This window comes from Rhodococcus sp. NPDC057014 (assembly GCF_042673295.1).
In the GTDB taxonomy this organism is placed as follows: domain Bacteria; phylum Actinomycetota; class Actinomycetes; order Mycobacteriales; family Mycobacteriaceae; genus Rhodococcus_F.
The window spans coordinates 1-8120 of the sequence record NZ_JBHUSF010000371.1 but is presented as its reverse complement, the minus strand read 5'-3'; the positions used below and the strand labels follow the sequence as shown (position 1 = coordinate 8120).

At 68.2% G+C, this 8120-nt stretch carries 9 protein-coding genes; 3 read left to right on the top strand and 6 right to left on the bottom strand.

Features of this window, described 5'->3' with window-relative positions:
• Positions 1-371: hypothetical protein (locus tag ACFTZB_RS39800; protein ID WP_378440562.1), on the top strand; the 371-nt coding region annotated here is incomplete at its 5' end.
• A 78-nt stretch (positions 372-449) separates the two neighbouring features.
• Here ACFTZB_RS39800 and ACFTZB_RS39795 read toward each other — a convergent pair.
• Entirely contained in the window at positions 450-1124 is a 675-nt protein-coding gene (locus tag ACFTZB_RS39795; RefSeq protein ID WP_378440566.1) for a GntR family transcriptional regulator, read from the bottom strand.
• Between the two features lie 124 nt (positions 1125-1248).
• Here ACFTZB_RS39795 and ACFTZB_RS39790 point away from each other — a divergent pair, with 124 nt between their 5' ends.
• Together ACFTZB_RS39790 and ACFTZB_RS39785 are read left to right on the top strand one after the other, a co-directional pair.
• On the top strand, positions 1249-3027 hold the full coding sequence (locus ACFTZB_RS39790) for a CocE/NonD family hydrolase (protein WP_378440564.1): 1779 nt from the start codon (positions 1249-1251) through the stop codon (positions 3025-3027).
• Between the two features lie 117 nt (positions 3028-3144).
• The gene (locus ACFTZB_RS39785; RefSeq protein WP_378440561.1) at positions 3145-4284 is read left to right on the top strand and encodes a serine hydrolase domain-containing protein; all 1140 of its coding nucleotides are present in this window, start codon (positions 3145-3147) and stop codon (positions 4282-4284) included.
• 9 nt (positions 4285-4293) lie between these two features.
• On the opposite strand, the gene ACFTZB_RS39780 is transcribed toward ACFTZB_RS39785, so the two are convergent.
• From ACFTZB_RS39780 to ACFTZB_RS39760, 5 genes are all read right to left on the bottom strand, one after another.
• Complete coding sequence (locus ACFTZB_RS39780; RefSeq protein WP_378440559.1) at positions 4294-5202, bottom strand: ABC transporter substrate-binding protein; 909 nt, start codon at positions 5200-5202, stop codon at positions 4294-4296.
• 11 nt (positions 5203-5213) lie between these two features.
• Positions 5214-5963, bottom strand: a complete 750-nt coding sequence (locus ACFTZB_RS39775; protein WP_378440557.1) for an ABC transporter permease — start codon at positions 5961-5963, stop codon at positions 5214-5216.
• On the bottom strand, positions 5960-6610 hold the full coding sequence (locus tag ACFTZB_RS39770) for an ABC transporter permease (protein WP_378440555.1): 651 nt from the start codon (positions 6608-6610) through the stop codon (positions 5960-5962). The genes ACFTZB_RS39775 and ACFTZB_RS39770 overlap by 4 nt, the downstream gene beginning before the upstream one ends.
• Positions 6607-7716, bottom strand: coding sequence for an ABC transporter ATP-binding protein (locus ACFTZB_RS39765; protein WP_378440553.1), 1110 nt, complete (start codon positions 7714-7716; stop codon positions 6607-6609). The genes ACFTZB_RS39770 and ACFTZB_RS39765 overlap by 4 nt, the downstream gene beginning before the upstream one ends.
• 67 nt (positions 7717-7783) lie before the next feature.
• Positions 7784-8120 (bottom strand): aromatic amino acid lyase (locus ACFTZB_RS39760; RefSeq protein ID WP_378440551.1); only part of this gene is annotated, 337 nt, incomplete at its 5' end.

Sequence of the window (8120 nt, the reverse complement as noted above, 5' to 3'; positions counted from 1 at the left end):
CGGCAGGGCTCCACGCCGCGACGCTCGGTGAGCATGCGGCGGCGTCGCCGATGGTCGGGGTGGTGACCGTCGCGATGATCCTCGGGTGCCTCTACTGCGCGGGGCACCTGTGGATGCGGGGTTCGCAGCGGGACTGGGGGCTGGTCGCGATGATGAACGTCGGGATGATCGCGTTGCACCTCACCGTGATGAGTCCCGGTTCAGGCGGTGGCCACCACGGGCACGCGATGCACGCGGCAGCGTCGGCTCCTCCGATGGCGCATACGATGTCGACCCCGATGGCGGCGGCCCTCGCGACCGCCGCCCTCGAGGCGGTGGTCGCCGTGACGGTGCTCTTCTACCGCAGCCGGCTCGACCAACCCCCCACGTGAGCGGCAACGCGTGCCCGGGGACGCTTTGGCACTCACCTGGGGGTGGGCCGGTGGGGGTCAAGGCGGGGCGGTGGGTGTCTAGCTCGCGTCCTGCTGCGCGAGTTGCGTCTTGATCCGCGCGGTCGCGTCGAGGAGCGAATCGTTGTTGACCGCGGCGGCCGCGGCGTCGTCGTGCTCCCGGGCGGCCTCGACGAGACGCTGCTGGTACTTCCACAGCGAGTCGTCCTCGGTCGTGTCGACGGTGCCCTCGGCGCCGACGATCTTGTACGCCCGGCAACGCTGCCACAGCGTGCGGATCGTGTCGACCAGCACGGGATTCTCGGCGGCCTCGTACAGGATCGTCAGCAGCGCCTCGTCGTGGTCGAGATAGGCCACGATGCGCCGCTCGTCGATGGCGGTGCGCATGAGCGCGAACTCGTCCTGCATCCGGGCACTGTCCGCAGCGCTGATTCGCTGGGCGCCCAGCCGGGCGGCCTCCACCTCGAGCAGTCGCCGCACGTCGTAGACGTGCACCAATTCGGCGAGGGTGAGGCCCTTGACCACTGCCCCCTTGTGCGGTGACCGCTCGGCCAACCCGGCTTCCTCGAGCCGGCGGATCGCCTCGCGCACTGGCATCACGCTGGTCCCCACCTGTTCGGCGAGATCGCGCACCCGCAGGCGGGCCCCGGCAGGCAGGTCGCCGTTCATGATCGACTCGTGGATCATGTCGTAGACCTGGTCGGTCAGCAGTGACGTTTCGGCGCGCTTGGACATAGCCACGACTCAAATATAAACAGTTCACAGTTCCATAGCGTTTACGCTCTTCGGAGGTGCTCCGGACGGCGTGACGGATGGCGGGTGGGCTGTGAATCGCAGGGTGGGCAGATCGACGCTGACGATGGCGGTGGCCGCGGCCGCCGTCCTGACACCGATCGCGGCGGCCGCTCCGGCGACCGCCGACGCGGGCGGGTTCACGAAGACGACGCTCCATTTCCAGGTCTTCGTCGGACCGAACCGCGACGTGCCCTGCGACGTGATCGGCGACGTGTACAAACCGGATGCGGCGTCGGTGTCGAATCGCGTTCCCGCCGTCCTCACCACCAACGGCTTCGGCGGTTCCAAGAACGATCAGGCGGGTATCGCCTCGTTCCTCGCCTCGCGGGGCTACGCGGTGCTCGCCTATTCCGGGCTGGGGTTCGGCGGTTCGGGCTGCAAGATCCACATGGACAATCCCGAGTACGACGGACGTGCGGCGAGTGAACTGGTGAGCTTCCTCGGCGGCCGCGACGGGATGGCGTTCGTCGATCCCGAGCACACCGTTCCCGTTGCGGGTCTCGACTACGTGGTGCAGGACGCGACGGCCCACCACGGCACGGCCGAGGCGAACGATCCGCGGGTGGGGATGATCGGTGGGTCGTACGGCGGGGCGGTGCAGTTCGCCGCGGCGTCGGTGGACCCACGGATCGACACGATCATCCCGATGATCACCTGGAACGACCTCAGCTACTCGCTCGCGCCCAACAGCATCGACCAGACGTCCGGGGTCAGCACGTCGGTTCCCGGTGCGTCGAAGGTGGTGTGGTCGCTCACGTTCGGGGCCGTCGGCGTCACCAACCCGCGCGCGGAGGGCTATGCGCAGGACCCGGTGCGGGCCCTGGGGTGCCCCAACTTCGCCGACCCCGCCTGCCCGGCACTGGCACAGTCGGCGGTGCAGGGTTTCCCGGACCCGGCGTCCGTCGACTTCCTGAGGCAGTCCTCCGTGGTGTCGTACGCCGATCGCGTGAAGATCCCGGTGCTGCTGCTGCAGGGTCAGCAGGACACGCTGTTCGACCTCAACGAGTCGAAGGCCACCTTCGAGACGCTGCAGGCGCAGGGCAACGACGTGAAGATGATCTGGCACAGCTGGGGGCATTCCAACCTGACCCCCGCCGAAGGCGAGATCGACATGAAGGACCCGAACCCGGACACCCAGTACGAGACGGGCCGGATCATCGACTGGTTCGACCACTACCTGCGGGACAGCGGGGCCGACACCGGGCCGGTGTTCAGTTACTTCCGCAACTGGGTCGACTACACCGGCAATGCCGCACCCGCGTACGCCGAATCCTCGGACGTCTCGGTGGGTCAGGACTTTTCGCTGTACCTCTCCGGCGACGGCGCGCTGACCGACCGCCGCGACCGCGTCGTGGCCGGCGCCCAGACGCTGAACACGCTGCCCGGCGGATTTCCCACCGACCGCGAGGCGCCGGACACGAGGCCGAACGCCCCGGTCCCGCAGAGTGTCCAGCCCGGAACCGAGGCCGAGTGGTCGTCGGGAATCCTCGATGCCCCGCTGGACGTGGTCGGCGCGCCGGTGCTCGACGTCCGGGTCACCGCAGCACCCGCGGTCACCGGTGTCGAGGACTCGGTGGTGGTCTTCGCCAAGCTGTACGACGTGGCTCCCGACGGCACCGAAACGCTGATCAACGGGCAGGTCGCGCCGGTGCGGATGGTGGCACCCGGCGAGCCCGTGCAGGTCGTGATGCCGGCGATCGTGCATCGCTTCGGTGAGGGGCACCGTGTTCGCCTCGTGGTGGCCGGCGGCGATCCGAGCTTCCGCGGCGGGCTGGTGCCGCATCAGGTCACCATCGCCGCGGGCGACCCGGGGCAGGCGCTGGTGCTGCCGGTGTCGGGCTGAAAACGAGCCCCGAGCAGCACGTGATTGACATCACACCGCCTCGGGATCACACTGGGACCCGCAATTGAATCCGATGTCAATATCAATATGACGTCGGCCGGTGGAGAGGAACCGCAGGTGACCGAGCTCGGAGGAGTGTGCGACCAGCGCTTCGCGGCGTTGCAGGACGCACTGAAGGACAATCTCGACTCCGGTGAGGAGCTCGGCGCGTCGATCGTCGTGACCCTCGACGGACAGCCGGTGGTCGACATGTGGGGCGGATGGTCCGATCCCGATCACACCGCCGAATGGGGGCGCGACACCCTCACCAACGTGTGGTCGTGCACCAAGACGGTGACCGCTCTCGCCGCGCTGATGCTCGTCGACCGCGGTCTGCTGGACGTGTACGCGCCCGTCGCGAAGTACTGGCCCGAGTTCGCCGCCGCCGGCAAGGAGCGCGTCGAGGTCCGGCATCTCCTCTCGCACACCTCGGGGGTGTCGGGGTGGGATCAGCCGATCACGGTCGAGGACACGTTCGATCTCGCCGAGTCGACGAAACGACTTGCCGCCCAGGCTCCGTGGTGGGAGCCGGGCACGGCGTCCGGGTACCACGCGCTGAACTACGGTCACCTGATCGGCGAGGTGGTCCGACGGGTCGACGGACGCACCCTGGGCCGCTTCGTGGCCGAGGAGATCGCCGGACCGCTGGGCGCCGACTTCCACATCGGATTGGACCCGTCGGAGTTCGGCCGGGTGTCGAACGTGGTCCCGCCGCCGCCGTTGCCGATCGACCTGGCGTCCCTCGACCCCGCCAGCGTCATCGTCAAGACGTTCACCGGGCCCGGACCGGACGCCTCCGCGTCCTGGTCCGACGCGTGGCGCAGGGCCGAGAACGGCGCGGCCGGCGGTCAGGGCAACGCCCGGTCGCTCGCCCGGATCCAGTCCGTGGTGGCCTGCGGCGGTGAACTCGACGGGGTCCGCCTGCTGTCGCCGGACACCATCTCCCTCATCTTCGAGGAGCAGTCGAACGGCGTGGATCTCGCGCTGGGGCAGCCGATCCGGTTCGGCATCGGCTACGGATTGCCGACACCCGTGTCGGTGCCGTTCGTCCCCGAAGGGCGGATCTGCTTCTGGGGCGGCTGGGGCGGTTCGCAGGTCGTCGTCGACACCGAACGCCGGATGACCATGACCTACGTGATGAACAAGATGGGTCCGGGACTGCTCGGGTCCGACCGCACCGCCCAGTACGCGACGGCGACGTTCGACGCACTGGGCTGACGGGGAGGATCAGGACGCCAGCCCCTTGTCCTGCAACCACTCCCGGGCGATGTCGCCCATGTCCTCGAGGTCGGCCACCCGCTCGTTCATCGCGATGAGATCGTCGGTCGTCAACGCCGCCGACACGTCCGCCAGCACGGCGCGGACGTCGTCGCCGGCCTTGTTCTCGTTGATGATCGGGGTGATGTTCTCCGCCAGGAACAGATGCTTGGTGTCCTCGAGGGCCACGAGGTTCTCCGAACGCATCGCCGGGTCGGTGCTGAACACGTCCGCGACCTCGATCTGACCGCTGAGCAGGGCATTGAGCGTGAGGGGCCCGCCGGCGTCCAGCGCCAGGAACTCCTTGAACGTCAGCCCGTACCTGTCCTTCAGGCCGGCGACGCCGTTCTCGCGGGTCTTCCACTCGGGCGGGCCGCCGAGGGTCAGTTCGCCGGCGTGGGGCACGAGGTCCTCGATCGTCTGGAGCGAGTACTCGTCCGCGGTCTCCTGCCGCACCGCGAGAACGTCCTTGTCCTCGGCGGGCGAGGGTTCCAGCGCAATGAGCCCGGCGGGGAGTTTCGCCTTGATCTCCTCGGTCACCTCGTCCGACGCCGTCGCGGTGGTCGCGCTGTCCAGATACTGGAGCAACGCGCCCGAGTATTCGGGCAGCAGGTCGATGGAACCGTCCCGGATGGCCGGGACATACACTTCCCGGCTCCCGATGTTCAGCTTCTCCGTCACGTCGATGCCGTTCGCCCGCAACGCCTCCGCGTAGATGGTGGCGATCAGCTGGCTTTCGGGGAAGTCCGCGGAACCGACGACGATGGCGCCCTCGCTGCTCCCGCCGCCGTCGGCCGCGAGCGGATCCTTGCCGATCCCGCAGGCCGTCAACGACATCAGGGTGGCGCCTGCCAGCGCGACGATCAATGCCTTCTTCATGGTGATGTCCTTCAGATCAGCGAGGGCTCGGGTACGGACGTGGGACGGGCCGCGACCGCGGTGTCTTCGGAGGCGGAGCGCTTGCCGCTGCGCACCCGCCGGGTGAGTCCGGGCGAGACGACCCGCACCGTGAGGAACCCGATCGCGAGATCGAAGGCGAGCGCGAGGAGCGACACGAGGACCGCCCCCGCCGCCATCTGCGCGTAGTCGCTCTGCGCCTTGCCGTCGATGAGGAGTCGGCCGAGGCCGCCGAGCGAGATGTACGCGGCGACGGTCGCCGTCGAGACGATCTGCAGCACCGCGCTCCGGACACCCGACAGCATCAACGGCAGCGCGCAGGGCAACTCCACCTCGGTGAGGATGCGCATCGACCGGAACCCCATTCCCCGGGCCGCGTCCACGGCGGCCGGGTCGACGGAGCGGATGCCCGCGTACGTGTTGGTGAGGATCGGCGGAATGGCCAGCAGCACCAGCACGATCAGGCTCGGAATCAGGTAGGCCAGCTTGCTCGAGAACGACGGCGCGATGACGAGCACCAGCAGGATCAGCAAACCGATGGTCGGGAGGGCGCGCAGCGAGTTGGCCAGACCGGCGACGACGACGGACCCGCGCCCGGTGTGCCCGATGTACAGGCCGAGAGGAACGGCGATCAGCGCGGCGGCGAACAGGGCGAGGAACGTGTACATCAGGTGCTGGAGGAGCAGGGCCGGAATACCTTCGGGCCCTGTCCAGTGAGCACCGTCCAGCAGGAAGTCGATCATGAGGTGACCACCTTCGGGGTCCACGGGGTGAGTAACCGGTTCGCGAGCACAATGAGGAGGTCGAGAACCAGGGCCAGCAGCAGACTGAGCGCGATGCCGGCGATGATGGGTGTGTAGAAACGCAACTGGAAGCCCTGGGTGAACAGCGAACCGATCTGCGGGATCCCGAGCAGAGCGGCGAGCGAGACCAGGCTGACGTTCGACACCACGGCCACCCGCAGGCCCGCGCAGATGACGGGAACACCCACCGGGAGCTGAACTTTGAGCAGCGTCTGATACGGCCGGTAGCCCATCGCCGTCGCGGCGAGCACCGTTTCCCGGGGCACCGAATCGAGGGCGTCGGCGACGACGCGAACCAGCATGGCGACGGTGTAGATCGTCAGGGCGACGATGATGTTCATCGGATCGAGGATCTTCGTCCCGAGGATCGGTGGCAGCAGGACGAACAGGGCGAGCGACGGGATCGTGTAGAGCAGGCCGGCGGTCCCCACCACGTACGGGTTGATCCGGCGATTGCGGTGCGCGAGCCAGCCGATGGGCAACGCGACGATCACGCCGACGACGATCGGCACGAGGGAGAGCAGGATGTGCCAGCCGACGAGTTCGACGATGCGGTCGGACTGGCGGCCCAGCCATTCGACGTTCATCGGGCCACCGCCCCCGCGAGATCCGCCGACTCGATCGCCGCCACGGCCGCGTGTGCCGTCACGGTGCCCACGAGCACCCCGTCGCCGTCGACGACCACACCCCGCTTGCTGGGTGCGGACAGGGCGGCGTCGAGCAGCGCCCGCATCGTCCCGTGCGCATCGGCGACCGTGCCGCTGAGATTCACGTCGTCCGGGCGAATGCTGTCGACGACCTTCGACGGCTGAACCCACCCGATCGGCTTGTTCGCCGGGTCGACGACGAGAAGCCAGTCGTCGGACGTCCGCGCGAGCGCTTCGCCCGCCGAATCACCGAGACGGGCAACAGGTTCGGCGACAGTGTCCACGCGACCGTCGAGATTCGCGAAACCCAGCGACCGGTAGCCGCGGTCGCGTCCGACGAAATCGGCGACGAACTCGTCGGCGGGCTCGGTCAGCAACTCCAGCGGAGTGGCCGCCTGCGCCAGGACTCCGCCGGTCCGCAATACGACCACCTGATCGCCGAGTTTGAGCGCTTCGTCGATGTCGTGGGTGACGATGATGATCGTCTTGCCGATCTCCTTCTGCAGTCGGAGGAATTCGTCCTGCAGCTGGCTCCGGACCACCGGGTCGACGGCACTGAACGGCTCGTCCATCAGCATGAACGACGGATCCGCGGCCAGAGCGCGCGCCACCCCGACGCGCTGCTGCTGCCCGCCCGAGAGCTGCCACGGATACCGGTCCGCGAAATGCGCGGCGAGACCGACCGTCTCGAGCAGTTCCATGGCCCGGGTCCGGGCTTCCTTCTTCGTCTTCCCCAGCAGCTTCGGCATCGTCGCGACGTTGTCCACGATGGTGCGATGCGGGAACAATCCGGCGTGCTGGATGACGTACCCGATCCGCCGGCGCAGCAGCGCCGGGTCCATGTCCGCGGTGGACTCGCCGTCGAGGGAGATGGTTCCGGACGTCGGTTCGATCAACCTGTTGATCATGCGCAACGACGTCGTCTTGCCGCAGCCCGACGGACCGACGAGGGCCGTGATCTTGCCGCTGGGGCACTCGAGGTCCAGTTCGTTCACCGCTGTCGTGCCGTCCGGGTACGCCTTGGTGACTTTGTCGAATGTGATCATCCGCGTGCTACTTTCGTGTAGTCCGGGAGGTGAGGCACCCGGAAGTTCGGTGTCGGTGGGACTTGCTCTACCGAGCTGTGTCTTTCTCCGGATTCGGCAACTGTTCCAGGAACTTCACCGCAGCTTTCAGGTCGTCGCTCAGGGGGCGGTCGGTGGTCCGGGGGTCCAGGCAGGTGCGCGCACGGTGCAGGTAGGCGCCGAGTTCGGTGTCCGTGCCGAGGTCGCGGTGCTGCTGGCCGAGCGCCCGCACCGCCGAGATCAGTTCGCACGCAAGGACGATGCGGGACTGCGCGAGGATGTCGGTGAGCTGAGTGGCGGCCTGGGACGCGAAACTCGCGTGGTCCTCGGTGCCGCGGGAGATGACCGTGTGCCCGAGGGAACCCGGCGCGGCGGCCATCCGGATC

Excerpts from the sequence above, each read along its gene's own strand:
- ACFTZB_RS39770 (WP_378440555.1), bottom strand. The coding sequence starts at position 6,610 with ATGAACGTCGAATGGCTGGGCCGCCAGTCCGACCGCATCGTCGAACTC.
- ACFTZB_RS39780 (WP_378440559.1), bottom strand. The coding sequence starts at position 5,202 with ATGAAGAAGGCATTGATCGTCGCGCTGGCAGGCGCCACCCTGATGTCG.
- ACFTZB_RS39795 (WP_378440566.1), bottom strand. The coding sequence starts at position 1,124 with ATGTCCAAGCGCGCCGAAACGTCACTGCTGACCGACCAGGTCTACGAC.
- ACFTZB_RS39775 (WP_378440557.1), bottom strand. The coding sequence starts at position 5,963 with ATGATCGACTTCCTGCTGGACGGTGCTCACTGGACAGGGCCCGAAGGT.
- ACFTZB_RS39790 (WP_378440564.1), top strand. The coding sequence starts at position 1,249 with ATGGCGGTGGCCGCGGCCGCCGTCCTGACACCGATCGCGGCGGCCGCT.
- ACFTZB_RS39765 (WP_378440553.1), bottom strand. The coding sequence starts at position 7,716 with ATGATCACATTCGACAAAGTCACCAAGGCGTACCCGGACGGCACGACA.